This is a genomic window from Nocardia sp. NPDC049737 (assembly GCF_040674755.1).
In the GTDB taxonomy this organism is placed as follows: Bacteria; Actinomycetota; Actinomycetes; order Mycobacteriales; family Mycobacteriaceae; genus Nocardia.
This window is the reverse complement of record NZ_JBFANH010000004.1, coordinates 176,489-200,823: the sequence shown is the minus strand read 5'-3', so window position 1 is coordinate 200,823 and position 24,335 is coordinate 176,489. Positions and strand designations below refer to the sequence as shown.

Sequence of the window (24,335 nt, the reverse complement as noted above, 5' to 3'; positions counted from 1 at the left end):
CCCGCAGGTTTTCGTGTTGGCCATCGAGGAAATAGCACCGAATTCGGCTGTGCCGCAGTCGAATAAGCGGTGGACGGATACTAGGCGGAGGTCGGGAGGGTATCGATGTACTTTCCGGCGATGATGCGTTGAATGGCTCGAACCACCGGTCCGCCCAGCCGGACGTACCAGGCCCCCGGGCGGGAGAAGGCCGTGACCACGCCGTAGACGGCGGCGTCGGTGGTGTCGTATTCGACGGCGAAGAGTTCCTCGCCGATTTCCGGATGTCCGGGCAGCGTGCCGTAGGCAAAGCCGCGCCGGTCGGGTTCGTCGAGGACGTACACGACCCGGCACGGTGCGGTGATGCCGACCGGACCGATGCCCAACCGCACCGTCAGTCCCGTCCCTGGCTCCGCGGTCGGTGTGTCGGCCTCCCGAAAGATGCCGGTGCCCTTCTGCATTCGATATGCCAGGATCTCCGCACCAGCGCGCTCGAACAGCGCCCGCCCGGATCCGATGCGGCGGCGCAGCCGAAACCGGTGATAGCCCGCAGGTGACACCCCCTTCGTCGCGCCGACCTCGGTATAGGTGAACGGCGGATCTCCGAGCGCATATCCCATAACCCGATCCTCGTCCCGGAACGGTCACGACGGAAGGGCGCCCGTCGAACCCGCTGCTCGGCCCCTGATTCATGGCACGGGCTTCAGTCGCAGGGGAGTCGGGTGCAGTAGTCCGAGTGGATCGATGTACTCACGTCGGCTGTGCCCACTCGCTTCTCGTCTCGCACCCCAATGCAGGCACGCCGCCGCCACGCAACCTTCGTGTCCTGCCTCCAAGGTGCCGATTCGCATTCCGCGCGCAACTCGCAGGCCCACCGAAACCTCGGCTTGTACCGGCTCGTATGTCGTGCGAAGACCGCCGGAATGGTCGATCGACACAACTGGTTTGCCCGCGACCGTTCCCGCGAACACCACGATTCCCGCACCGGCCGCGAAGACCGCCTGCCCAGGCGCACCTGCCAGATCGACACCACGATGCCCAGGAAGCCAGTCCTGCGCCGGTTTGTCGAACTGCCGCTCGACTGCGGGCCGTGGTTGCAGCGGCCAGCTGAACTCCCCGTGTGGCGCAGCCGAAACCGACTGCTCCGCAACGAGTCCCAGCAGAGCGACGACGCCGAGGATGATCGAAATCAGGCGCCGACGATAGACCCCGCCGACCCAGCCGAGGCGATGCATCCGAGATCAGCGCCGCAGCGGGAGCGGAGCCCGCTGAACCAGATCCAGCAGCCGCGACAGCAGATCGCTGAAAACCCGCGGCAACGAACTCGCCGATCCGGTACCGCCCCGACGCGCGATATCGGTGGCGAGCGGCGTCGCGCCCTCCGCAGAGATCGGCGTCTGTACCCCTTCAGTCGGACGTACCTCTAACGCGCTGTCCACATTGGGCACGTTGAGTGCGAGGTCCGCACGGTGTGCATCTGGTGCGATATCGACACGGAGTGCGTCGGGCGCGACATTCACAACGAGCGGTGCAACCCGAAGCGGATCGGGCATCCACGTGAGTCCGCCACCCGCCGAACAAGCCGAACCCGTGCAATCCCCGAACACGACTTCCGTTCCAGGGAAACCGCCATCATGCCCAGTGGTTGCCAGCGGACCCCAAGGCAACGCCGCGGCAGTCGAGCTGTTCGGTGGTGCGGTCGAAACCGGCTGTGCCAGAACCAGTGACAGCAGGAATAGCGGTGGGATGAGCATGGTTATCGAGATAGCTATGCGATTCATGCTTCAAGCGTCGGCCGCGCATGACGCCCGCAGTACCCTAGCTTCGGCGAGTGTGGACAACTTGCTCGGTTGTGGAGAGGGCTCGTTTCGACCCATGACAGGGCGATTTAGAAACTGACCCCCTCAGCCCGTAGACTGGTCGAGCGGTCTGTGCCTGCACTGACCGACTTCGCGCGCCACCCCATGCTTGCTCGTAACGGCGCTGTTCGAACCGGAGCTCGACTTCGTGAATCGGCAGTGCATGCGAAGCAGGGAATCATCGGCTGGTCCTGATCCTAGCGATCGGGTCCGATGATCCGGAGGCGCCAGGGCGGCGGATCACCGATTCGCCGCGGCAACCGGCAACGAAAGAGGGATACGGCACCATGGCTGTCGTAACAATGAAGCAGCTGCTCGACAGCGGCGCACACTTCGGACACCAGACCCGGCGCTGGAACCCGAAGATGAAGCGGTTCATCTTCACCGATCGCAACGGCATCTACATCATCGACCTGCAGCAGACGCTGACCTACATCGACAAGGCCTACGAGTTCGTCAAGGAGACCGTCGCCCACGGTGGCACCGTCCTCTTCGTCGGCACCAAGAAGCAGGCCCAGGAGTCGATCGCGGCCGAGGCGACTCGCGTCGGGATGCCCTACGTCAACCAGCGTTGGCTGGGTGGCATGCTCACCAACTTCTCCACTGTGCACAAGCGCCTGCAGCGCCTCAAGGAACTCGAGGCGATGGAGCAGACCGGTGGCTTCGAGGGTCGCACCAAGAAGGAAATCCTCATGCTCACGCGTGAGATGAACAAGCTGGAGCGCACCCTCGGCGGTATCCGCGATATGGCCAAGGTGCCCTCGGCCATCTGGGTCGTCGACACCAACAAGGAGCACATCGCCGTCGGCGAGGCGCGCAAGCTGAACATCCCGGTCATCGCGATCCTGGACACCAACTGCGATCCCGACCTGGTCGACTACCCGATCCCGGGTAACGACGACGCGATCCGTTCCGCCGCTCTGCTGACCAAGGTCGTCGCCTCCGCGGTGGCCGAGGGCGTGCAGGCGCGGGCCGGTATCTCCTCCGGTGACGAGAAGCCGGAAGCCGGTGCGGGCGAGCCGCTCGCCGAGTGGGAGCAGGAGCTGCTCGCGCAGGCCGCCCCCGCCGCGAGCGAGGCCGAGGCTGCCGCCGAGGCCCCCGCCACTCCGGCCGACGCCTGATCGGTGCCTGATGGCGGTGGCAGCGGGTGCCTACATGGTGACGCGAGCTGCCGCCTCCGGCCCCGTAGCTGCCACCGCGGGCGTTTGTTCACCTTGCCGACCTCTCCTGATAGGAGCGGTCGGCAAGGTGGTGTTACCACCCGAAACAACACACAGGAGGAGCGCCACCCATGGCGACATACACCGCCGCTGACGTGAAGCGGCTGCGGGAGCTCACCGGCTCCGGGATGATGGACTGCAAGAACGCGCTGGTCGAGACCGACGGCGATTTCGACAAGGCCGTCGAGGTGCTGCGCATCAAGGGTGCCAAGGACGTCGGCAAGCGCGCCGAGCGCGCCACCGCCGAAGGTTTGGTCGCCGCCAAGGGCGGCGTGCTGATCGAGATCAACTCCGAGACCGACTTCGTCGCCAAGAACGCCGAATTCCAGGGTCTGGCGGACAAGATCGTGACCACCGCCGCGGCCGCCAAGCCGGCCGATCTGGACGCCCTCAAGGCCCTGGACCTGGGCGGCCAGACCGCCGACGATGCGCTGCAGGCGTTGGCCGCCAAGATCGGCGAGAAGCTCGAGCTGCGTCGGGTCGCGTCCTTCGACGGCCCCGTCGCCGTCTACCTGCACAAGCGTGCCACCGACCTGCCGCCCGCCGTCGGCGTGTTGGTCGAGTACCAGGGCGAGGGTGACACCGCCGCCGAGGCCGCGCGTGCGGTCGGCATGCAGGTCGCCGCGCTCAAGGCCAAGTACCTGACGCGCGAGGATGTGCCGGCCGACGTGGTGGAGAACGAGCGCCGCATCGCCGAGCAGACCGCCAAGGAAGAGGGCAAGCCCGAGGCCGCGCTGCCGAAGATCACCGAGGGCCGCGTCAACGGCTTCTTCAAGGATGTCGTCCTGCTGGAGCAGGCATCGGTCACCGATTCGAAGAAGACCGTCAAGGCGCTGCTGGAGGAGGCCGGTGTCACCGTGACCCGCTTCGCCCGCTTCGAGGTCGGCCAGGCCTGATCACGCCCCGCGAAACCCCTCGTGCGCCGGATACGGTGTACGAGGGGTTTCGCCTGTCCGGACGCTGGCCGTTCATCCGCAATTCCCGAGCCTGACCGGGCTGGTTCGTTGCGTCCGAGGGGGTCTTCTACCCACATCGAATCCGAGTAGGGCAGGATAAGGGCGCTCCGTATTGAGCCTCCGCGTTGCCATCCGGCCCACGTGCTGTGTCGACAGACCGAAATCTATCGCCGAAGGAGACGAACACCCATGACGGACCCCGGGACCGACCGCCCAGGATATCGCCGGGTGCTCCTCAAATTGGGTGGGGAGATGTTCGGTGGCGGCAAGGTCGGGCTCGACCCCGATGTGGTGCAGACGGTCGCCGAGCAGATCGCCGAGGTGGTCTCCAGCGGTGTTCAGGTGGCCGTGGTGATCGGCGGTGGCAATTTCTTCCGCGGCGCCGAACTCGAGGAGCGCGGTATGGAACGCGCCCGTTCGGACTATATGGGCATGCTCGGCACCGTGATGAACAGCCTTGCGCTGCAAGACTTTCTGCAACAGCAGGGCGTCGACACCCGCGTGCAGACCGCGATCACCATGGGCCAGGTGGCCGAGCCGTATCTGCCGCTGCGCGCCAAGCGGCACCTGGAGAAGGGCCGTGTGGTCATCTTCGGCGCGGGCATGGGCATGCCCTACTTCTCCACCGACACCACCGCCGCCCAGCGCGCACTGGAGATCGACGCCGACGTGGTGCTGATGGCCAAGGCCGTCGACGGGGTCTTCACCGCGGATCCCCGGGTCGACGAGAGCGCGACCATGTACACCGAAATCACGCACAAAGAGGTCATCGAGCGTGATCTGAAGGTCGCCGACGCGACGGCCTTCAGCCTGTGTATGGACAACCAGATGCCAATGCTGGTGTTCAATTTGTTGACGAAGGGCAATATCGCCCGTGCGGTCGCCGGTGAGAAGATCGGCACCTTGGTTCGGTCCTGACCCCGCGCCCGCGGATCATGACGATGACGACGCTGTGGAGGAAACGGTCGTGATTGAAGAAGCGCTCTTCGACGCCGAGGAGAAGATGGAGAAGGCCGTCACGGTGGCGAAGGACGACCTCGGGTCCATCCGTACCGGTCGGGCGAATCCGGGTATGTTCCAACGGATTGTCATCGACTACTACGGTTCGCCGACCCCGATTACCCAGGTGTCGAGCATTTCCGTGCCCGAACCGCGGATGGTGGTGATCAAACCGTATGAGCAGTCGACGCTCGGCGCGATCGAAACCGCGATCCGCAATTCGGATCTCGGTGTCAACCCCACCAACAACGGTGACATCATTCGGATCTCGGTTCCGCAGCTGACCGAAGAGCGGCGCCGCGAACTGGCCAAGCAGGCCAAGGGTAAGGGCGAGGACGCCAAGGTCTCGATTCGAAATGTCCGCCGTAAGGCCATGGACGAACTGTCGCGGATCCAGAAGGATGGCGAGGCGGGTGAGGATGAGGTCGGGCGCGCCGAAAAGGAGCTCGACAAGACCACCGCGAAATATGTCGGCCAGGTCGATGAACTGGTCAAACACAAGGAAGCTGAACTGCTCGAGGTCTGAGGTCCGAGGCCGGATCTTTCAGGCCCGCCCGGGCGGGGGACGAACGGAACGACGAGTTGAGCGACGGGACAATCGTGGCCGAGAACGCCGCCGCGACCGGTGCGGCCGAGGAGCCGAGGCCGGCCAACGGCACAGTTGATGCGACGGACGGGCGCGCGGTCGATGCCGCGATTCCCGAAGCCGCACCTCCCGAACCTGTGCGCACCGACTTCGCTGCGTCCGAGGCTGCGCGTCGGGAATCCGGTTCGCCGGTGGCCTCGCCCGGTCGGCCCGCGACTTCGGGAGATTCGACCGCCGCACCCTCAGCGCCCGTTCCCGAGACTGATGGACCTGCGACACCGGGACGCTCCGCCAATGGACCCGCTGGTTCCGGGCCTGCGGCCGGTGGACCCCCGGCACCCGGGCCTGCGGCCGATGGACCCGCGGCCGATGGACCCGCGGCACCGGAACCCGCGGCCGATGGACCCGCGGCACCGGGATCCGCGACCAATAGCACCGCGATCCCAGGAACCGCCACCGATGGGCCCTCGACCTGGGGGCCGGTGACGCCCGGCTCCGAAAGCGACGGATCCGCGAACCCCGAATATTCGACCGCGCCGGTGAATCCCGCCGTCCAGCAAGAGAACTCGGCGGAACCCGCAGCCCCCGCCTCGCGTGCCGGCCGCAATCTGCCCGCCGCCTTGGCCGTCGGCTTCGGCCTCGGTCTCTCGCTCATCGCGATCCTGCTGTTCGTGCCGAAGGTATTCATCGGCGTCGCGGCCGCCGGAGTCGGCGTCGCCACCTGGGAGGTCGCCAAGCGGCTGCGGGAGGCGGATGTCCTGGTCCCGCGGATCCCGCTCATCGTCGGCGGTCAGGCGGTGTTCTGGCTCGGCTGGCCGTGGGGCGCCAGCGGCGTGGCGGGTGCCTTCGCCGCGACCACACTGATCTGCATGGTGTGGCGACTTTTCGATCACGGCTTGCGTACCGCGCCGCGAAACTTTTTGCGCGACACCGCGATTACGATTTTCACGCTGGCCTGGATCCCGCTGCTCGCCTCGTTCGCGACGCTGCTGCTGCTCGAGCCCGACGGTAATCTGCGGGTGCTGACCTTCATGATTCTGGTGGTCTGCTCCGATGTCGGCGGTTACGTCGCGGGTGTGCTGTTCGGGCGGCATCCGATGGTGCCCGCGATCAGCCCGAAGAAGTCCTGGGAGGGCTTCTGCGGTTCGCTGGTGTTCAGCGTGATCGGCGGTCTGCTCACCGTCACCCTGCTGCTGGAAGCCAATTCGATGATCGGCGTGGTGCTCGGCGTCGGCCTTGTGCTGGTGGCGACCGTGGGCGATCTGATCGAATCCCAGGTCAAGCGGGAATTGGGCATCAAGGATATGGGCACTCTGCTGCCCGGCCACGGCGGCATCATGGACCGCCTCGACTCGATGCTGCCATCGGCCTTCGTGTCCTGGTTGGTGCTGTCCACTTTGATCTGAGTCAGCGTCCATTCTCGAGCTGAATTTTCGACGCAAGAATGGGCGGTAAGTGCGAACCGCGTACTACCGCTTCGCCGCCCGCCGAAGCTGAATGATCCGCACGCCGCCGACCAGCGCCATCACCAGTGCGCCCGCGATCACCGACAGCAGCACCAGGATGCCGACCGGCAGGGACAAGCTCCAGAAGAACAGATCCACCCGTTGCTGTTCCAGGTTCTGCAGGATGAAGATCAGCAGCACGATCCCGATCAGCGTCGCGGCGACGAGTGCGACCCAGGTGTCACCGGTCCGGCTCTTCGCCAGCGACTTGCGACCGGTCGGTTCCACCGTTCTACGGTCGGTCGGTTCCACCGTTCTACGGTCGGTCGGTTCCACCGTCCTACGGTCGGTCGGCTCGACCGTCTCACGGCCCGTCGACGCAGGTGCGACATCATCGGTGCGCTCCGGCTCGGACGACTCGGCGTGACTGGTCATACTTCGATCATTGCCGATCGCTATCCCGGGTGCACGCATTTCTGGGCGCTGACCGGTATGTCGTTATGTCGAGGCAGGGGCTGCTCACCCGCCCTGATCGCACGTGACCTTCGTCGCGTCGGGCGTCGTGATGGTCACCTTCGGTCCGGGCCGCATACGCGAGATGGGACACTGGAGAGATTATGACCGTCTCCCTGCCCCTCGTCTTCGATGCTCCACGCCGTGGCATGCCGCCGCGGCACCTCGCCGACCTCGATGCCGACGGGCGCAAGGCCGTGGTCGAGGAGCTCGGTCTGCCGAAGTTCCGTGCCGATCAGATCGCGCGCCAGTACTACGGCCGCCTGCAGGCCGACCCGGACCAGATGACCGACCTGCCCGCCGCGGTGCGCGAAAAGATCGGCGCAGCGCTGTTTCCGCCGCTGATGTCGGTGGTCAAGCATGTTGCGTGCGATGGCGGCGAGACACGAAAGACCCTGTGGCGCGCGGGCGATGGCACCCTGCTCGAGAGCGTGCTGATGCGCTATCCGGACCGTGCCACCCTGTGCATTTCCAGCCAGGCAGGCTGCGGTATGGCGTGCCCGTTCTGTGCCACCGGCCAGGGTGGGCTCAATCGCAATCTTTCTACCGCCGAGATCGTCGACCAAGTTCGTGCCGCGGCCGCCGCTATGCGCGATGGTGAGGTCTCGGGCGGTCCGGGCCGCTTGTCCAATATCGTCTTCATGGGCATGGGCGAGCCGCTGGCCAATTACAAGCGGGTGGTCGCCGCGGTTCGCCGCATCACCTCACCCGCGCCCGACGGCTTCGGTATTTCTCAGCGCAACGTGGTCGTTTCTACCGTCGGCTTGGCTCCGGCCATTCGCAAGCTCGCCGACGAGGACCTCTCGGTCACCCTCGCGGTCTCGCTGCACACCCCCGATGACGAACTGCGCGACACCCTGGTGCCGGTGAACAACCGCTGGCCCGTCGCCGAGGTCCTCGATGCCGCCCGCTATTACGCCGATAAGAGCGGCCGTCGGGTGTCCATCGAATACGCGCTGATCCGCGATATCAACGACCAGCCGTGGCGTGCGGATATGCTCGGCGCCAAGCTGCACAAGGCCCTTGGCTCCCGTGTGCACGTGAACGTCATCCCGCTGAACCCGACGCCGGGCAGCAAGTGGGATGCCAGCCCGAAACCCGTTGAGCAGGAATTCGTTCGGCGCGTCAACGCACAGGGCGTGCCGTGCACGGTGCGCGATACGCGGGGCCAGGAAATCGCCGCCGCCTGCGGACAGCTGGCCGCAGAGGGCTAGGCAGTCCCCCGAAGTCACAGTGGTTGATCCAGAGCCGGGCACCTGTCGATGACGCTGCTGCACGCGTCCACGGTGTCCAGGTCGGCCAGAATCTCGGCGCGACATCTGAGCGTAGCGCCGGTCCTCGCAGGTGAGTGTGTGTCAGTGACCGCCCGGCTCGAGCAGGTCGCGGCCTTCGTCGGCCTTGACTCGGCGGTGTTCGGCGAGGATTAGCCCGCCGCCGCAGATCAGGCAGACGACGGTGGCGATTCCTGCCACGATGGCCCAACCGGCGAATCCGTAGCCTGCGGCGGTGAGTGTCAGGGCGGCAGCGACTACGCCGAGCAGCACCAGGATGACGCCGGGCCAGTTGTGGGTGTCGGCGATCAATTCGCCCGCGTGGTTTCTGGTGTTGCGTGCGCGGTCCGGGAAGTCGGAGCGCAGCCGATCGGATTCGGGCTGGTCGTGTCCAGGAAACATGGCGTCCTCTCCGTTCGGATGGATCGTCTCGTTCGTGCGGATACCCCGGATGTTCGGGATCAATCAAGGGTGTATCGGGCAACGCGACGGGTACCGCGAACCCGAATTGCTCGCGACGAATTGGGAGGACAACCGTGACAACCGCTCGTGAACTCATGACCGAAGGTGTGCAGTGCGTGCGATCCAGCGATTCGGTGGTGGAGGCCGCCAAGCTGATGAAACAGCTGAGTGTGGGCGCGCTCCCGATCTGCGGTGAGGACAATCGGCTCGAGGGCATGCTGACCGACCGCGACATCGTGGTGAAGGTACTTGCCGAGAACAAGGATCCGCTCGGCGTCAAGGCCGGAGAACTGGCCGAGGGCACACCGATCACGGTGCAGGCGGGCACTGATGCCGATGAGGTGCTCAATGTGATGTCGGTGCATCAGATCCGCCGGGTGCCGGTGCTCGACGGCGACCAGTTGGTGGGCATTGTGGCGCAGGCCGATGTGGCCGTCGCGCTCGGCAATGCCGATACCGGCGGCGTGGTGGAGGCGGTGTCTACGGACTGACCGCGACCTGCGATCCGGCTCGGCTCCGGCTCGTCCGCACTGTCTCCGTCTCAGGTGTGAGTGTTCCGCTTGCGGGTATGCGCGGACGAGAGGAGCCGCGGTGGCTCCGTCCCCGATCGAGGAGGTACGCAATGGCCACCGGTCAGAAGGAAGACGTCGTCACGCTCTTGCTGGCACAGCACGAACTGATCAAGGGCCTGATCGAAAAAGTGCAGCTTGCGCAGGGTGCGGCCAAGCGGGAGCCGTTCGAGGAGTTGGTTCGCGCACTGGCGGTGCACGAGAGCGCCGAAGAGGAAGTGGTGCATCCGGCATCACGGCGCACATCGGTGCCCGCCAGCGTTGTCGACAGCAGGTTGCACGAAGAGCAAGAGGCCAAGCACGTGCTGGCCGAGCTCTACGACATGGGTGTGCAGCATGAGGACTTCGATACCAAGTTCCGCTCCTTCGCCGAATCGGTGATCGAACACGCCGATCTGGAGGAGAAGGAGGAATTCGACCAGCTGCGCCAAGAGATCTCCGCCAATGAGAGCGCGGTGCTCGCCGATGTCGTGCGGGTCGCTGAGGCCGTCGCCCCGACCCGGCCGCATCCGGAGGCGGGTGAGTCGGCACTGGTGAATATCGTTGCCGGACCGCCACTTGCGCTCTTCGACCGGATTCGCGACGCGGTGCGTGATTGGCGCCGCAAGACCGAGGGGTGAGCGGCGTGACCGACGCGACGAACAAGAACGGCGCATCGAATGAGAAGCAGCGCCAGCTGGACCGATACCGGGTAGATCGCGAACAGGGGAAGCTCACCACACAGCAGGGCGTACGGGTGGACAGCACCGATGACGCCCTGAAAGTAGGGGAGCGCGGATCGACGCTGCTCGCCGATTTCCATGCCAGAGAGAAGATCACCCACTTCGATCACGAGCGGATTCCGGAGCGGGTTGTCCATGCCAGAGGTGCGGGCGCCTACGGACACTTCCGGCCCTACGACGGCTGGCTCAGCGATTTCACCACCGCCCGCTTCCTCACCGATTCGAGCGTGGAAACGCCGGTGTTCGTCCGGTTTTCGACTGTCGCCGGATCGCGCGGATCCGCCGATACCGTGCGCGACGTGCGTGGCTTCGCGACGAAGTTCTATACCGCCCAGGGCAATTACGATCTTGTCGGCAACAACTTCCCGGTGTTCTTCATCCAGGACGGAATCAAATTCCCGGACTTCGTGCATGCGGTGAAGCCCGAGCCGCACAACGAGATTCCGCAGGCTGCCTCCGCGCACGACACCCTGTGGGACTTCGTCGGGGAGCAACCGGAGACGCTGCACGCGATCATGTGGCTGATGTCGGACCGGGCATTGCCGCGCAGCTATCGCATGATGCAGGGCTTCGGTGTGCACACCTTCCGACTCGTCAACAGCGAGGGCCGAGGCACCTTCGTGAAGTTCCACTGGACACCGAAACTGGGCGTGCATTCGCTCGTGTGGGACGAGTGTCAGCAGATCGCCGGACGTGATCCCGACTTCAATCGGCGCGATCTGTGGGACTGCATCGCGGCGGGCCAGTATCCGGAGTGGGAGCTGGGCGTGCAGCTGGTCTCGGACGAGAACGAATTCGGCTTCGACTTCGACCTGCTCGATGCGACGAAAATCATTCCGGAAGAACAGGTTCCGGTGCAGCCGGTCGGCCGCATGGTGCTGGATCGCAATCCGGACAACTTCTTCGCCGAGACCGAGCAGGTAGCCTTCCACACAGCCAATCTGGTGCCCGGTATCGATTTCACCGATGATCCGCTGCTGCAGTTGCGCAACTTCTCCTACCTGGACACCCAGTTGATCCGCTTGGGCGGGCCGAACTTCGCCCAGCTGCCGATCAACCGGCCGGTCGCCGATGTGCGCAATCACCAGCAGGATGGCTACGGCCAACACGCCATTCCGCAGGGCGAGGCCGCGTATACCAAGAACACCATCGGCGGCGGTTGTCCGGCATTGGCGAACACCGAGATGTTCCAGCACTACGCTGAGCCACTTACAGGATCAGCTATTCGTCAGCGTGCCAACAGTTTTCGGGAGTACTACCGCCAGCCGCGAATGTTTTGGCGCAGTATGTCACCGCCGGAGGCCGATCATATCGTCGCCGCCTTCGCCTTCGAACTCGGCAAGGTGGAGCGGGTGGCCATCCGGGCCAGGGTGCTCGAACATCTGGTGCAGATCGAGCCGGAGCTGGCCGAGCGGGTCGCGGGTGAACTGGGTATGCCGGTACCGCAACCGGACTCGGGCGATCGGGAGGCGGTGGTATCTCCCGCACTGTCGCAACTGAATACCGTCACCGACACCATCGCGACCCGCAAGATCGCGATCCTGGCTGCTGACGGGGTGGACACCCTGGGTGTACGTCGCATCAAATCGTGGTTGACCGAGCGTGGTGCCATCCCCGAAGTGCTTGCGCCGCATGCCGGTACGCTGGGCGGTGACGGCAGTGACGGTGAAACCCTCGCCGTGGACCGGTCGCTGGCCACCGTCGCGTCGGTTCTCTACGATGCGGTGCTCGTCGCGGGTGGAAAACAGTCCGCCGACACGCTGGCGGGCAATGGCGCGGCGGTGCATTTCGTCCTGGAGGCGTTCAAACACGTCAAAGCGATCGGCGGCTTCGGCGACGGTGTCACGCTGCTGCGGGTCGTCGGTCTCCTATCCGATACCGATCAGGACGCGCAAGCAGGCGTCTTCACCACGACCGCCAGCGGTGCGGGCGTGACCGAGGACTTCATCGAGGCATTCGCGAATGCGGTTGCCCGGCACCGGGTCTGGAACCGGGCGACCGTCGCGGTACCGGCCTGACCGTCTCGGTTCACCCCTAACCGTCTCGGTTCAGCCCTAAGCCTCGGGTCAGTTCAGGGCGGGCTGGATCTCCTTCTCCCATGCGGTGAAGAAGCCATCCAGATCGGGCCCGATCTGTTGGACGTACAGTTCGTCGACACCGGCATCGAGATACTGCTGAAGTTGGCGGATATGACGTTCCGGATCGGGCCCGGTGGCGAAGTGGTCGCGGGTGGATTCGCGATCGATCAGGCTCATCGCGTCCTCGAAATCGCGCGGCCGCGGCAGTGTTTGGGAAAGTTGGCCCGGCAACAGCTCATTGGCCCAAAGGCGATGTGCGGCGTCCAGACCCGACTCCTCGTCGCGGGACCAGCTGACCTTGGCGCCCGCCTGTACCGGTTTCGCGCCTCCGCTCGCGGTACGGAAGGTGTCGACCGCATCGGCGTCGGGCAGCACGGTGCAGAAGCCGTCACCGATGCGGGCCGCCAATTGCGTTGCCTGCGGGCCGAATCCGGAGATATAGATCGGCACCGGAGCATCGGGCAGGGTATAGATTCTGGCGTCCTGCACGGTGTAGTACTGGCCGCGGTGGTTGACGTTACCGCCGCGGTGCAGCCGCCGAATCAGCTGGACCGCCTCCTCCAGCATTTCGAGCCGGACCGTGGGCGATGGCCACGGATCGCCTAGAATGTGCTCGTTGAGTGCCTCACCGCTGCCGACGCCGAGAACGAAGTTGCCGTCGAGTTGGACGGCGGCGGTCGCGGCGGCCTGCGCGATGATGACGGGATGAATGCGGACGGTAGGGCAGGTGACCGCCGTGGTGATCGGCAGGTCGGTGGCCTGCGAGAGCGCTCCGATGGTGCCCCACACGAAGGGGCTGTGCCCTTGGGCGTCATTCCACGGATGGAAATGGTCGGAGATCCACAGCCGTTCGAATCCGGCCTGTTCGGCGCGTTTGGCCTGCTCGACGAGTTCTTTCGGCCCGAACTGTTCGCTGGCTAAGAAATATCCGAAGGTGACCATGTCCGGCGCTTACCCAGGTTCGCCGGTGATATTCGACGCATACGAACGGGCCCCGGATCGAGATGACCGAGGCCCGTTCGACAGGTGGAGCTAGCTGCCGCTGTGGCTGTGCTGGCCGCCCTTCTGCTTGGCCGCCGTCGGCTGCGCCTGTGCGCCCTTACGACCGGCCTCATGCGGGTCTGCGGCGTTTTTCTGGCCGAAGCTGCCGGTGCTGGCCTTTCCACCCTTGCTGGCCTGCTCCTGGGTGTCCTTGCGATTACCGAACTGCCCGGGGTTCTTCGGATCTGCCATGGTCGGCACTCCTTTTCGGTAGTTGGAACTATCTGCGGCCCCGGTTCGGACCACATCTGCGACCTACCCCGGATCGAGTCGACTAATCGAGTTGATGTCTCCCGGTTGCGCGACGATCTCGCGCCCTGAAAAGTAGTGTTTACCAGTGCCATTCGCGGGTAGGCCGGATGCGGGGGTATCGCCGATCCCGACCTCGCGGAGGCTACGATGAGCAGCGTTATCGATCCGACCTCGGTATGGCTGACCGGTACGGTGGCCTGGTTCGACGAACAGCGTGGGTTCGGCTTCATCGAACCCGACGGTGTCCGGCAGTGGCCGGTGTTCGTCGAATACAGCCATATCGATGTGCCGGGCTATCGCGCACTCGCCGAAGGTCAGCAGGTGCGTTACCTGTGCGATCCCGAGGCGCAAGGTCGTGCGGCCGCGGTGGTGCGTCCGTACCTTCCGCAGGACAGCCGGTTGTGATCGCGGAATGTCAACTACTGCAGGCAGATTGAGCTATCCGACGGCCGACTTCATCCAGTCGACGACGGCGGCCTGATACTGCGCGGTGTTCCGTGCGAGATTCACCGAATGTCCGCTGCCGGGCAGCACGAAGGTGCGCAACCGCGCGGCCGGACTGAAAAACGCCGCCTCCGCGGTTTGCAGAGTCGCGCTATCGGCGCAGATCGAATAGGCGGGTCCGCACGACAACCGGTCCAAACTGCCATTGACCAGCATGACCGGGGCGGTGATGAAGCTCGACATCCCGGGCAGGGTGGAGGTGAGCCCGTCGGGATATTCGGTGAGCGAGAAGGTTTCCTTGGTCGCCTCGTCGATCGCGAGCACCTGCGGATCGAAATTATCCGGCCCGAAGAAATCGCTGGCCCGAGTGCCCGGCTGTGTCACGAGATAGCCCGAATCGTATCCGCGGCTGGCGAATACGGGATCCCGCACGGCCTGGTAGTACGTGCCGATGACACCGAGGACGTCCGGCACGCTCAGGGTGTGTGAGTATCCGGTGAGCAGTACGCCGTCGACGTCGTGGTAAGTGGTGGCCTCCATGACCGAGGTGCCCGAACTCAGCGAATGACCGCCGGTGACGACCTTGCCGAACGGTTGTGCGCCCGCGAGCCCGTGGCGCAGGGCCTGCACGATGTTGTGCAGGGCTTCCGCGGTGGCGGTCGCGGTCAGTGACATGCTCGGCGGGCGGGTGCTCGCGCCGTTACCGAGTCGATCGGCCACCAGCGTCGCGTAACCCGCGGCGTTCATCGCGCGGCGGAAGTTGTAAGTCTCTGGGGCGTAAGGGAAATCCCAGTAGGTGTGGTTGTAATTGGAGCCCGCCATCAACACCATGACGGTGTCGGTCGGCCGATCCGGCAGGCACAGAGTCGCGGCCAAGGTCCCCTCCGGTACCGGAAAAGAGATCTCCTGACAACGGTCGGGTGCGGCCGCCGGATCGGCACCGGCCGCGCCCGGTACGACACCGAGCATTGTCGCCGCCGCGGTAGCGGCCACCAACATCCGGGCGTAGAGCTTGTTCGTCACCGCGTTCCCTCCGAATGGGAAATATCGTGCGCTGCGCCATCTTCTGGCGAATCACCATACCGCACACGAAGATCCGTAGCTATGGGGTTGCGTGGCGGAGATGCGATCTACGATGCACGGCATGGGTTCGCGTGGTGTGCATTTCGTCGGTAGCTTTCCGGGTACGAGTACGGACGACGCTATGCGTGCGATGCTCGATGCCGCAGGACCGCGGCTACGCACGCTCCCTACCGGGGAAACGCGCCGCTATGAGTTCTATATTCAGCCGATCATCGAGGATCTGGTGGCGCAGGGCGCATTGGAAGTGAAGAAGCCGGGCACGTGGCGGTCCAGTAGAGAACGCACCATCCATCGCGTCGCATCCGGTCGCGAACTGACCGGCGACATGATGGACCTCGGTTATCTCGCCGAGGCCGAGGAGGCGCTCCCGATATTTCGGGATTTGCGCGCGGCGCGCGAGCTGCCCGAATTAACCCTCCAGATCGGGATGCCGACCGATTTCACCCTGGCATTCGTCGCCATGGGCATATCCGGAGTCAGGTCGCACCGCAAGGCGTTCCGGGACGCGACCGTGCGCGACATCGCGGCCATCCACGAACTGGTCGGTCCCGACGTGGTCGTGCAATTGGAGGCCACCGCGGAAATGGTGATCATGGCGAAGACGCAGCCATTGCACCAGCGAGTGGAGACGGCATTGCACCTTGGCGAGGGGATTGCGGCGCTGGCCGAATCCGCGCCTGCGGGAACGAGATTCGGCGTGCACCTGTGCGTCGGCAGTATGCACAACAAGTCCAGGGCCAACATGCGTGATCTGCGCCCCTTCGTGGACCTGGCCAATTCCGTTGTCCGGCAGTGGCCTTCGGATCGGCCGCTGACCTATGTGCACGGTCCGTTCGCGGCGGGAGAGATGCCGCCGTCGGCGGATCCCGGGTTCTACGCACCCCTGGCGGACCTGTCACTCGACGAGGGCACCAATTTCTATGCGGGATTAGTCCACGACACTCCCACGGTGGCAGAGCAGGTCGAGACCTTACGGTTGATCGAGAACGCCCTGGGCAGACCGGTGGACGGCGTCGCGAGTGCGTGTGGACTCGGCCGCCGTCCGCGTCCGATCGCCGACGCGCTCGCGGCACGCGCCGATACGCTCGCCGCGACCTAGAGCTTGCGCCCGATTCCGCCCAAAAGCACCAACTTGGTGCGCGGCAGGTCATCGTCGAGCCAATCCTGTACCGGCACCAGACCGGGCTCGACCACCTCGAAACCGTCCAGGAAGGCGGCCACCATATCCGGGGTCCGGAATTGGACCTGCGCCGAGCTGCCGTCGGTATCGCCGGTCGATTGCGCGACGAATTCCGAGTATGTGTCGACCGATCCGTGGGTGAAGGCCAGGATGCTGCCCGGTGCCATCACATCGCGGAGTTTCGCGATGATCCCGGCAGGGGCTTCGTCGTCCATCACGAAGTGCAGCACACCGACGATCAGAATCGCCACCGGCTGGTCGAAGTCGATCTGTCCTTCGGTCCGCGCCTTCTCGATGATCTCGTCCGTTCGGCGAATATCACCGAGTATCGATGCGACACCGGATGTGCCGGACAGCAGCGCGTTGGTGTGCACGTACACGACCGGGTCGTAGTCGATCATCACGACGCGTGCCGTGGGGTCGACCTTCTGTGCCACCTCGTGCACGTTGGGTGAGATGGGGATTCCGGCACCGATATCGATGAACTGCCGAATCCCCGCATGGGCCGCGTCTTCCACAGCGTTGAGGAGGAATTTACGACTGAACCAGGCCGTCGTCTTGGTGTCCGGCGCGACCGCGAGCATTCGCTCGGCGACTCGCTGGTCCACCTCGTAGTTGTCCTTACCGCCGAGCAGGTAGTTGTACACCCGAGCAGCGTTCGGCTTGGATGGATCGACGCGCACCGGCGCCCGATCGGCCTCAGCCACCGCACCTCCCTTTGATATCCCTGGGCACATGGTAACAACGACTGGTCGTTTGTCCGCGTGGATCGAGCTGCGGGACTCGATGGCGGTGAATCCTTTGTGCGGGTTCACACCTCTCATACCTGTGTCGGCAACACGGTCGGCACGAGATCGGAGGTTTGTCGTGATCATTGCCACGATTGTTGTTGGGGCGCTGCTCATTTGCGCGTGCAGCATCACCGTGCTGCGGCGGCGGAGCCGGTCGAAGTGACCGAGGTGTGCTGGCCCGACGAACATCTCGTCGCCGCGGCGCGGGCTGGCGATATCGAGTCGATCACCACGCTGGTGTCCGGATCGCATCCGCACGTGCGTCGATTCGCGTACTCGCTGTGCGCGTCGCCGGAGGATGCCGAGGACGCGGCGCAGGAGGCGTTGATCATTCTGTACCGCAAGATCGGGACCTTGCGGGCATCGGGTGCGTTGGCCTCGTGGATGTTTCGGATTGTGCGCAACGAATGTCTGCGGCAACTGCGGTTCCATGTGCGTCGGGCCGAGCCGATTCCCGACTCGGCCATCGCGTCGGCGGAGGAGGAGGCGATCAATCGCCTGGAGGCCGAGCGGGTGGCCGCGGCGATCGCGGCGCTGCCCGGCGATCAACGACGGGTGCTGATCATGCGAGATGTGCAGGGGTACAGCGGTCGAATGGTCGCGGATCTGCTCGGGCTGAGCACCGCGGCGATGAAATCACGGCTGCATCGGGCGCGTGCGGCGGTGCAGCGGAGTTTGGAGGTCGGTAATGAGGAAGTCATCGCGTAGCGATTCCATGAGAGGTGGTGGTCGAGCACCGGGTGGGCGCGATGAATTCGCCAGTGCGTCGCTATCTCGCCATTTGGTCCGTGGCGCAATCGGATTCGGCGCTGTAATCGGTTCCTTCGCGCTGATGCCAGCGGTTGGCCTCGTCAGCCTGCTGCTCCTACCGGTCGGCCTCGTCGCATTGCGTGGCTGCCCGACGTGCTGGGCGATCGGCCTGCTCCAGACCCTCTCCCGTGGCCGATTACAGCGCTCGTGCACCGACGGACGCTGCCAACTGGTCACCACGAATCCCGATGCGACATAACCACTTCCGCTGAAACGCAGCCGCACCCCAGATGGGTGCGGCTGTGCTAGGCGCGGTTCTTGGCGGGCCGGTTGGCGGCGGCGCGGCGTTCGGCCTGTTGGGTTTTGATGCGCTCGTTTTCCTCGCGCACCGCGGCGTAGTTCTCGCGCTCGCGGATCAGCCATTCCGGCGGGTCGGCGAGCAGCGCGGCGATTTCCTCGGCATTCATCGCATCGGAGACTTCGGCGCGGGCCAGGCCGGTATTGGAAACTCCGAGTTTGCGGGCGACGATATCGCGAGGGAAGGGGCCGGTCTTGCGCAGTTCGGTCAGCCAGGCCGGGGGATTGGTGCGCAACTGTTCGAGTTCGGCGCGGGAGATCGGCGAGTTGCGGAATTCCTCGGGCGTCGCCGGAAGGTAGATGCCGAGTTTGTTCGCCGCAGTAAGCGGCTTCATGGTCTGCGGTTTCTTATCCGGGCTCACCGGTACAGCGTATCCGGCCCGGTCTCGCCCTCAGACCACCCGCCTCGGTAGTCGACAGCCCTGATGGCAATACCCTCATACGAATGAACCCCGAGTCCATCGACGTGACCCGCCTGCGCTGGTTTGTCGCGGTTGCCGAGGAACTGCATTTCGCCCGCGCGGCGAAATCGCTGCACATTTCGCGGCAGAAGTTGAGTCACACGGTGATCGGCTTGGAGCAGGAACTCGGGAGCAAACTTTTTGTGCCCGGTGCGCAGCCGACGCAGCTGACCGAGGCCGGACAGCAGTTGCTGCGCGATGCCAGGTACATCATCGCGCGCGCCGAAGAAGAGCCCGAGCCGGTGGCCCAGGGGGAGGTCGCACTGCGGGTCGGCTTCGTACCTGGCGTCACGGTCTCCAAATGGACGCGCATCTGGGCTGAGCGGTTTCCGGACTCCCCGCTGGAGGTGATCGCGATCCCGATGGCCGAACAACTCGCCGCGCTGCGGGACGGGCGCGTCGAGGCCTGCTTCGTCCGCCTACCCATCGATCGCGCAGGTCTGAGCGCGATTCCGCTCTACCGAGAGCTTCCTGTCGTCGTGCTGCCCAAGGATCACACCCTGTCGCTGTTCGAACAGGTGGGCATGGGCGATCTGGAAGGCGAACGAATCCAGGACTCGAGCGATATCGATGCGATCGCGGGCACTATCGAATTGGTCGCGGCCGGTGTCGGTGTCGCCATCGTCCCGCATTCCATTGCCCGTCTGCATGCCCGCCGCGACCTCGTCTACCGGACGATGATGGGCGTCCGGGATACCGAAATCGCCCTGGCCTGGCCCGCCGCACAGACCACCGACCTGATCGAGGACTTCGTCGGTATCGTGCGCGGTCGCTCGGAACGCAGCTCACGCACCCAGGCTCAGCGCAAGAAGACCGAGCCGAAGAAGACCACCGCCAAGCGCTCGACAAAACATGTCGTCAAGACCACCGGAGCCAAGAAAAAGCCCGCCAAACGACGAGGGCGTTAGGCGGGCGTATCCCCAAGCGAGTCAATACCTTTCGGTGTGGACTACCGAGGCTTGCGGCGCAGGATCGAGTCGCGGATCATGATGCCCGCGATCACGGCGGCGAAACCGATCAGGAACACGTCCTCGATGTGGCCCTTGTGGTTGCCGATCGTCATGGCCACCAGGATCACGCAGACGATCCAGCCCGCGACACGGAAGGTGCGGCGCGATTCCCCGCTCCAGCCCCATTCGGCGGACGGAACCTCGGCGGTATCCACGTGGGTGACGATTGCGCGGTCACTGGTGGGTTCGAGTTCCGTGGCGGCCACGATCGCTCCTTAGCTCGGTGTGGGCGTTGCTGCCGATATCGTGGCATACGACCGCTCGTCGTAGCCAGCAGGGCTGTGTTTGATCGGCGGAGTGGTTACGCAGGCTACCGCCTCGCGGCGCGTCGCCGGCTCCGCTGCCACAATGGGGCCGTGTCCGACATCGTGAGAGTCCTTCTGCTCGGCAGCACCGGTTCCATCGGTACCCAGGCGCTCGAGGTGATTGCCGCCAATCCCGACAAGTTCGAGGTGGTCGGCCTGGCCGCGCGCGGCGGCAATACCGAGTTGCTCGCGGCGCAGATGGCCGCCACCGGGACCCGCAATGTCGCGGTCGCGGATCCGGCTGCGGGCACCCGACTCGACCTGGCACTGAGCGGTCCCGGCGCGGTCACCGAACTGGTGCGTCGCACTGAGGCCGATGTAGTACTCAACGCATTGGTCGGTTCGCTCGGCCTGGAGCCGACCCTGGCCACGCTGCAATCGGGCACCCGGCTGGCGCTGGCGAATAAGGAATCCCTCGTCGCGGGCGGCTCGCTGGTGACCCGCGCCGCCGCACCCGGCCAGATCGTGCCGGTCGATTCCGAACATTCCGCGCTCGCCCAGTGCCTGCGTGGCGGCCGGGCCGAGGAGGTGGACCGGCTGGTGCTCACCGCGTCCGGCGGTCCGTTCCGCGGCTGGAGCACCGAAATGCTGGAATCGGTGCATCCGTCCGAGGCGAAGGCGCATCCGACCTGGTCGATGGGGCTGATGAATACGCTGAATTCGGCATCGCTGGTGAACAAGGGCCTCGAACTGATCGAGACGCATCTGCTGTTCGGGGTGCCCTATGACCGCATCGATGTCACGGTGCATCCGCAGTCGATCGTGCACTCGATGGTCACCTTCAAAGACGGCTCCACGCTGGCCCAGGCCAGCCCGCCGGATATGAAGCTGCCCATCGCGCTTGCCCTCGGCTGGCCCGACCGGGTGCCGGGCGCGGCGGCTGCCTGCGACTTCAGCACCGCGTCGACCTGGGAATTCGAGCCGGTCGACAATGCGGTATTCCCGGCGGTCGAGCTGGCCAGGCAGGCGGGCACCGCGGGCGGCAGCGTCACCGCGGTTTACAACGCGGCGAATGAGATTGCGGTGCAAGCCTTCCTGGACGGGATCATTCGGTTCCCGGATATCGTGCGCACCGTCGCCCGCGCGGTCGAGGCGGCCGATCGGTGGCAGGCCGAGCCCGAGACACTCGACGACGTGCTGGCGGCCGACACCTGGGCGCGCGACTACGCCCGCGCGCTGGTCCACCCCGCCTGAGCGCGTATTTCCCGCGCTATCCGGTGACTTTTGCGGCATGCGTACGCAAGTGCGTGGCCGGGCGGATCGTCGGCCCCGAACGGCCTTCGATGCGATCGGACGCGCCGCCGAATGGTGGCCTGGCAGACTTGGGAGCGAAGGTTGGTCGGCGTCCGGTTACTGTGGTCGGGGTGCTCGCGGCGCGGACGGACGCGCCTGTGCGGGTAATCGCGGCCGCTGCGGGCGGCCGCACTTCATTTGAGGCGAGCTGCGCAACGCAGGAGGGCTGTACAGCAAATGGTGTTCGCGTTGGGGTTCGTACTGTTCGCCCTCGGCATCACGATATCGATCGCGCTGCACGAATGCGGGCATATGTGGACCGCCCAGTCCACCGGCATGAAAGTGCGACGCTATTTCATCGGCTTCGGTCCGAAGATTTTCTCGTTCCAGCGCGGTGAAACCGAATACGGCCTCAAGGCGCTCCCGCTCGGCGGCTTCTGCGATATCGCGGGCATGACCGCATTGGACGAACTCGCACCCGAGGAACTCGACCGGGCCATGTACCGCCAGGACACCTGGAAGCGCCTGGTGGTGATGTTCGGCGGGATCGCGATGAACTTCGTGCTCGGCTTCCTCCTGCTGGTCGTGCTTGCTATCGGCTGGGGCCTGCCGCGCTTCGACCAGCCGCCGGCCACCACCATCGGTGCGATGAAATGCGTAGCCCAGCAGAATCCGGATAAGTCGCTTGCCGACTGCCAGGGCACCGGTCCGGCGCAGCGGGCCGGTATGCAGCGCGGTGACGTGGTCAAGGCCGTCAATGGCGTGAAGGTGACGACCTGGCAGCAGTTCACCGCCGAAACCCAGAAGCAGACCGGTACGTTCACCTACACCATCGAGCGCGGCGGTCAGACCAAGACCATCGAGGTCACTCCGGAACGCATCACTCGCTATCCCGACGACGGCGGTCCTGGCCGCGAGGTCAGTGCGGTCGGCGTCGGTTCGGAATACTACGAACCCCTGAAGTACAACGCGCTGGCCGCGATTCCGGCTGCGGGCGCATATACCGGGCAGATGTTCGTGCGCACGGTGGAATCGCTGGCCCAGATGCCGCAGAAGGTTTCCGCGCTGTGGACCGCGGTCACCGGTGGTGAGCGCGATCCGGAAACCCCGGTCAGTGTCTACGGCGCGAGCAAGATCGGTGGCGAGACTGCGGAGCGCGGCCTGTGGGGTGTGTTCATCCTGGTCCTGGCCAGCCTGAACTTTTTCCTCGGCGCCTTCAACCTGTTGCCGCTGCTGCCGCTGGACGGCGGGCATATCGCGGTGGTGCTCTACGAGAAGATCCGCAATACCGTCCGTGGCTGGAAGGGGCTGGCTCCGGGCGGTCCGGTCGACTACCTGAAACTGCTTCCGGTGACCTACGTCGCAGTGGTGATCGGTGGTGCGTATATGGTGCTCACGCTGGTCGCCGACATCGTGAATCCGATCCAGTTGTTCCGCTGAGCGCTAACCTGTCGCGATAACCCCCGCGAACGCCGGATTGCTGGTATTTCGGGACATCTGTGTGTCATGACTCATGTCATGGCCCTCACAGGGTGAGCAGCCGCGGCACGCGGCTAAGCTCGGTAGGCGAACGGCCCGAAAAAGTACGCACGAAAGTAGGCAGCCGAAAGTGACCAGCACAATCGGATTGGGGATGCCGACCGCACCCGCGGCCGTTCTCTCGCCTCGCCGCAAGACCCGCCAATTGATGGTCGGCAATGTGGGCGTCGGCAGCGATCACCCGATTTCCGTGCAGTCGATGACCACCACCAAGACCCATGACGTCAACGCCACCCTGCAGCAGATCGCCGAACTGACGGCCTCGGGCTGCGATATCGTGCGCGTCGCCTGCCCGCGCCAGGAGGACGCCGACGCATTGGCGACCATCGCGCGCAAGAGCCAGATCCCGGTCATCGCGGATATCCATTTCCAGCCGCGCTATATCTTCGCTGCCATCGATGCGGGTTGTGCCGCGGTGCGCGTAAACCCGGGCAATATCAAGGAATTCGACGGACGGGTCGGTGAGGTGGCCAAGGCCGCCGGCGCGGCGGGCATCCCGATTCGCATCGGCGTGAATGCCGGTTCGCTGGATAAGCGGATGTTGGAGAAGTACGGCAAGGCGACCCCGGAGGCGCTGGTCGAATCGGCGCTGTGGGAGGCGAGCCTGTTCGAGGAGCACGGCTTCGGCGATATCAAGATCTCGGTCAAGCACAACGATCCGGTGGTCATGGTCGAGGCCTACCGCCAGTTGGCCGCGCAGTCCGATTACCCGCTGCACCTCGGGGTGACCGAGGCCGGTCCGGCCTTCCAGGGCACCATCAAGTCCGCCGTCGCGTTCGGTGCGCTGTTGTCCGAGGGCATCGGCGACACCATTCGGGTGTCGCTGTCCGCGCCGCCGGCCGAGGAGGTCAAGGTCGGCGGGCAGATCCTGCAGTCGCTGAATCTGCGCCCGCGCAAGCTCGAGATCGTTTCCTGTCCGTCCTGCGGTCGTGCCCAGGTCGACGTGTACACCTTGGCCAATGAGGTGAGCGCCGGTCTGGAGGGCATGGAGGTGCCGCTGCGGGTTGCTGTGATGGGCTGTGTGGTGAACGGACCCGGTGAGGCACGCGAGGCTGACCTCGGTGTCGCCTCGGGCAACGGCAAGGGCCAGATCTTCGTGAAGGGGCAGGTCATCAAGACCGTGCCGGAGGCGCAGATCGTGGAGACCCTGATCGAAGAGGCCATGCGCATCGCCGAGGAGATGGGCGAGACGCCCGGCGCCGGCGAACCCGTCGTCACCGTCGGGTAGCA

At 65.1% G+C, this 24,335-nt stretch carries 27 protein-coding genes; 16 read left to right on the top strand and 11 right to left on the bottom strand.

The genetic code is table 11. The features are described from left to right. Positions 1-80: 80 nt before the first annotated feature. The 3 genes from AB0J47_RS07700 to AB0J47_RS07690 form a co-directional block, all read right to left on the bottom strand. Positions 81-599: a DUF1990 domain-containing protein gene (locus AB0J47_RS07700; protein WP_364341692.1), complete on the bottom strand. Its 519-nt coding sequence runs from the start codon at positions 597-599 to the stop codon at positions 81-83. Between the two features lie 69 nt (positions 600-668). Beyond that, positions 669-1,214 (bottom strand): M23 family metallopeptidase, encoded by a 546-nt coding sequence (locus tag AB0J47_RS07695; protein WP_364341690.1) that lies wholly within the window; start codon positions 1,212-1,214, stop codon positions 669-671. Positions 1,215-1,220: 6 nt separating this feature from the next. Then, complete coding sequence (locus AB0J47_RS07690) at positions 1,221-1,760, bottom strand: hypothetical protein (RefSeq protein ID WP_364341688.1); 540 nt, start codon at positions 1,758-1,760, stop codon at positions 1,221-1,223. Between the two features lie 365 nt (positions 1,761-2,125). Here AB0J47_RS07690 and rpsB point away from each other — a divergent pair, with 365 nt between their 5' ends. The 5 genes from rpsB (at position 2,126) to AB0J47_RS07665 (ending at position 7,005) form a co-directional block, all read left to right on the top strand. Continuing rightward, positions 2,126-2,959 carry a 30S ribosomal protein S2 gene (gene rpsB, locus AB0J47_RS07685; protein WP_364341686.1) on the top strand — a complete coding sequence of 278 codons (834 nt, stop codon included), beginning with the start codon at positions 2,126-2,128 and terminating at the stop codon, positions 2,957-2,959. 170 nt (positions 2,960-3,129) lie between these two features. Continuing rightward, complete coding sequence (gene tsf / locus AB0J47_RS07680; protein WP_364341684.1) at positions 3,130-3,954, top strand: translation elongation factor Ts; 825 nt, start codon at positions 3,130-3,132, stop codon at positions 3,952-3,954. Between the two features lie 249 nt (positions 3,955-4,203). Continuing rightward, positions 4,204-4,932, top strand: a complete 729-nt coding sequence (pyrH, locus tag AB0J47_RS07675; protein ID WP_364341682.1) for a UMP kinase — start codon at positions 4,204-4,206, stop codon at positions 4,930-4,932. Between the two features lie 49 nt (positions 4,933-4,981). Beyond that, entirely contained in the window at positions 4,982-5,539 is a 558-nt protein-coding gene (frr, locus tag AB0J47_RS07670; RefSeq protein WP_364341680.1) for a ribosome recycling factor, read from the top strand. A 599-nt stretch (positions 5,540-6,138) separates the two neighbouring features. Beyond that, on the top strand, positions 6,139-7,005 hold the full coding sequence (locus AB0J47_RS07665; protein WP_364342032.1) for a phosphatidate cytidylyltransferase: 867 nt from the start codon (positions 6,139-6,141) through the stop codon (positions 7,003-7,005). Between the two features lie 63 nt (positions 7,006-7,068). Here the strand turns inward: AB0J47_RS07665 and AB0J47_RS07660 are convergent, their stop codons facing one another. Beyond that, entirely contained in the window at positions 7,069-7,332 is a 264-nt protein-coding gene (locus tag AB0J47_RS07660; protein ID WP_364341677.1) for a lipopolysaccharide assembly protein LapA domain-containing protein, read from the bottom strand. A gap of 329 nt (positions 7,333-7,661) precedes the next feature. On the opposite strand from AB0J47_RS07660, the gene rlmN reads away from it, so the two are divergent. Next, positions 7,662-8,771: a 23S rRNA (adenine(2503)-C(2))-methyltransferase RlmN gene (gene rlmN, locus AB0J47_RS07655; RefSeq protein WP_364341675.1), complete on the top strand. Its 1,110-nt coding sequence runs from the start codon at positions 7,662-7,664 to the stop codon at positions 8,769-8,771. 141 nt (positions 8,772-8,912) lie between these two features. On the opposite strand, the gene AB0J47_RS07650 is transcribed toward rlmN, so the two are convergent. Beyond that, positions 8,913-9,230 (bottom strand): hypothetical protein, encoded by a 318-nt coding sequence (locus AB0J47_RS07650; RefSeq protein ID WP_364341673.1) that lies wholly within the window; start codon positions 9,228-9,230, stop codon positions 8,913-8,915. A 134-nt stretch (positions 9,231-9,364) separates the two neighbouring features. Here AB0J47_RS07650 and AB0J47_RS07645 point away from each other — a divergent pair, with 134 nt between their 5' ends. From AB0J47_RS07645 to AB0J47_RS07635, 3 genes are all read left to right on the top strand, one after another. Continuing rightward, entirely contained in the window at positions 9,365-9,781 is a 417-nt protein-coding gene (locus AB0J47_RS07645) for a CBS domain-containing protein (protein ID WP_364341671.1), read from the top strand. 131 nt (positions 9,782-9,912) lie between these two features. Further along, entirely contained in the window at positions 9,913-10,479 is a 567-nt protein-coding gene (locus AB0J47_RS07640) for a hemerythrin domain-containing protein (protein ID WP_364341669.1), read from the top strand. A gap of 5 nt (positions 10,480-10,484) precedes the next feature. After that, on the top strand, positions 10,485-12,599 hold the full coding sequence (locus AB0J47_RS07635) for a catalase (protein WP_364341667.1): 2,115 nt from the start codon (positions 10,485-10,487) through the stop codon (positions 12,597-12,599). Between the two features lie 48 nt (positions 12,600-12,647). Here AB0J47_RS07635 and AB0J47_RS07630 read toward each other — a convergent pair whose 3' ends face one another. Then, on the bottom strand, positions 12,648-13,601 hold the full coding sequence (locus AB0J47_RS07630) for a TIGR03557 family F420-dependent LLM class oxidoreductase (RefSeq protein WP_364341665.1): 954 nt from the start codon (positions 13,599-13,601) through the stop codon (positions 12,648-12,650). 90 nt (positions 13,602-13,691) lie between these two features. Further along, positions 13,692-13,892 (bottom strand): hypothetical protein, encoded by a 201-nt coding sequence (locus AB0J47_RS07625; RefSeq protein WP_364341663.1) that lies wholly within the window; start codon positions 13,890-13,892, stop codon positions 13,692-13,694. Positions 13,893-14,099: 207 nt separating this feature from the next. On the opposite strand from AB0J47_RS07625, the gene AB0J47_RS07620 reads away from it, so the two are divergent. After that, positions 14,100-14,357 (top strand): cold shock domain-containing protein, encoded by a 258-nt coding sequence (locus tag AB0J47_RS07620; protein WP_364341661.1) that lies wholly within the window; start codon positions 14,100-14,102, stop codon positions 14,355-14,357. Between the two features lie 33 nt (positions 14,358-14,390). Here AB0J47_RS07620 and AB0J47_RS07615 read toward each other — a convergent pair whose 3' ends face one another. Continuing rightward, the gene (locus tag AB0J47_RS07615) at positions 14,391-15,419 is read right to left on the bottom strand and encodes an alpha/beta fold hydrolase (RefSeq protein WP_364341659.1); all 1,029 of its coding nucleotides are present in this window, start codon (positions 15,417-15,419) and stop codon (positions 14,391-14,393) included. A gap of 121 nt (positions 15,420-15,540) precedes the next feature. On the opposite strand from AB0J47_RS07615, the gene AB0J47_RS07610 reads away from it, so the two are divergent. Then, positions 15,541-16,578 carry a hypothetical protein gene (locus AB0J47_RS07610; RefSeq protein WP_364341657.1) on the top strand — a complete coding sequence of 346 codons (1,038 nt, stop codon included), beginning with the start codon at positions 15,541-15,543 and terminating at the stop codon, positions 16,576-16,578. Here AB0J47_RS07610 and AB0J47_RS07605 read toward each other — a convergent pair. Next, complete coding sequence (locus tag AB0J47_RS07605; RefSeq protein WP_364341655.1) at positions 16,575-17,366, bottom strand: SAM-dependent methyltransferase; 792 nt, start codon at positions 17,364-17,366, stop codon at positions 16,575-16,577. The genes AB0J47_RS07610 and AB0J47_RS07605 overlap by 4 nt on opposite strands. 204 nt (positions 17,367-17,570) lie before the next feature. Here AB0J47_RS07605 and AB0J47_RS07600 point away from each other — a divergent pair, with 204 nt between their 5' ends. Beyond that, positions 17,571-18,158: an RNA polymerase sigma factor gene (locus AB0J47_RS07600; RefSeq protein ID WP_364341653.1), complete on the top strand. Its 588-nt coding sequence runs from the start codon at positions 17,571-17,573 to the stop codon at positions 18,156-18,158. Between the two features lie 347 nt (positions 18,159-18,505). Here the strand turns inward: AB0J47_RS07600 and AB0J47_RS07595 are convergent, their stop codons facing one another. Continuing rightward, complete coding sequence (locus tag AB0J47_RS07595; protein WP_364341651.1) at positions 18,506-18,919, bottom strand: DUF5997 family protein; 414 nt, start codon at positions 18,917-18,919, stop codon at positions 18,506-18,508. An 83-nt stretch (positions 18,920-19,002) separates the two neighbouring features. Between AB0J47_RS07595 and AB0J47_RS07590 the strand changes: the two genes are divergently transcribed. Continuing rightward, a complete protein-coding gene (locus AB0J47_RS07590; RefSeq protein WP_364341649.1) occupies positions 19,003-19,926 on the top strand; it encodes a LysR substrate-binding domain-containing protein in 924 nt (307 codons plus the stop codon). A 41-nt stretch (positions 19,927-19,967) separates the two neighbouring features. On the opposite strand, the gene AB0J47_RS07585 is transcribed toward AB0J47_RS07590, so the two are convergent. Beyond that, a complete protein-coding gene (locus AB0J47_RS07585; RefSeq protein WP_364341647.1) occupies positions 19,968-20,234 on the bottom strand; it encodes a DUF2631 domain-containing protein in 267 nt (88 codons plus the stop codon). 150 nt (positions 20,235-20,384) lie between these two features. On the opposite strand from AB0J47_RS07585, the gene dxr reads away from it, so the two are divergent. From dxr to ispG, 3 genes are all read left to right on the top strand, one after another. Beyond that, positions 20,385-21,527, top strand: coding sequence for a 1-deoxy-D-xylulose-5-phosphate reductoisomerase (dxr, locus tag AB0J47_RS07580; protein ID WP_364341645.1), 1,143 nt, complete (start codon positions 20,385-20,387; stop codon positions 21,525-21,527). Positions 21,528-21,803: 276 nt separating this feature from the next. After that, positions 21,804-23,006, top strand: coding sequence for a site-2 protease family protein (locus tag AB0J47_RS07575; RefSeq protein ID WP_364341643.1), 1,203 nt, complete (start codon positions 21,804-21,806; stop codon positions 23,004-23,006). A 169-nt stretch (positions 23,007-23,175) separates the two neighbouring features. Then, positions 23,176-24,333: a flavodoxin-dependent (E)-4-hydroxy-3-methylbut-2-enyl-diphosphate synthase gene (ispG, locus tag AB0J47_RS07570; RefSeq protein WP_364341641.1), complete on the top strand. Its 1,158-nt coding sequence runs from the start codon at positions 23,176-23,178 to the stop codon at positions 24,331-24,333. Positions 24,334-24,335 lie beyond the last annotated feature (2 nt).